This window comes from uncultured Pontibacter sp. (assembly GCF_947495565.1).
In the GTDB taxonomy this organism is placed as follows: domain Bacteria; phylum Bacteroidota; class Bacteroidia; order Cytophagales; family Hymenobacteraceae; genus Pontibacter.
On record NZ_CANLZM010000034.1, the window covers coordinates 1 to 876 of the forward strand.

Here is an 876-nt window from a genome sequence, read left to right on the forward strand (position 1 = left end):
AGAGGCTGTTTTGATTTGATTGAATAAAAAAGCAGGTGCCGGTTGTTCAGGTAAGAAAAGTTTGCAGACTTATGACTTACCCAAGCAGTTTAACCGACACCCAATGGCTTTTAGTAGAGGATTTATTTGAGCAACAGATGTTGCACCGTAAGCGTCAGTGGCCGCTCCGCAGCATTCTGGACGCCATATTTTATGTAGTCAAAGGTGGTGTTCAGTGGCGCATGATGCCTTTGGACCTTCCCTGCTGGCAGACCGCTTATTACTATTACCGCAAATGGCGGAAGGATGGTTGCTGGGAGATGCTTCACGATTGTCTGAGCAAGCAGGTAAGAGGCAGGCACGGCAAAGAAAGCTCCCCGAGCGTGGGCATCATTGACTCTCAGAGCGTAAAGACCGTGCAACAGGGCGGCGAGCGGGGCTACGACGCGGCCAAGCGGGTAAAAGGGCGCAAAAGGCATTTGATGGTGGACACGCTGGGCCTTTTGATCGTGCTCATCGTGCACCGGGCTGATGTCCCGGAGCGACAAGGAGCCCGATGGCTACTGCAAAGGGCTGCTTCCAGACTCGCGGATTTTAGCCGCCTCAGGCTCTTTTTTGCCGACCAGGGCTATGGCGGGCTGACCATGTGGGAGTGGGTAAAAAATACCTTCCGCCACTTGAATTGGAAGCTGGAGATTGTACGCAAGATCCACAAAAAAACCTTTGAAGCGTTACCTAAGCGATGGATAGTAGAGCGCACTTTTGCTTGGCTCAACCTTTATCGCAGGTTATCTAAGGACTATGAAGTTGAAACAAAGTCATCTGAGACAATGATACGAGTGGCTATGATTCACTTGATGCTTAAAAAATTATCAAAATAAAATCAAAACAGCCTCT

Annotated in this window: 1 protein-coding gene; it reads left to right on the top strand. The window is 49.4% G+C overall.

The window, feature by feature from the left end; genetic code table 11:
* The first annotated feature begins 71 nt into the window (after window positions 1-71).
* Complete coding sequence (locus Q1B04_RS19940; protein WP_299762764.1) at window positions 72-860, top strand: IS5 family transposase; 789 nt, start codon at window positions 72-74, stop codon at window positions 858-860.
* Window positions 861-876 lie beyond the last annotated feature (16 nt).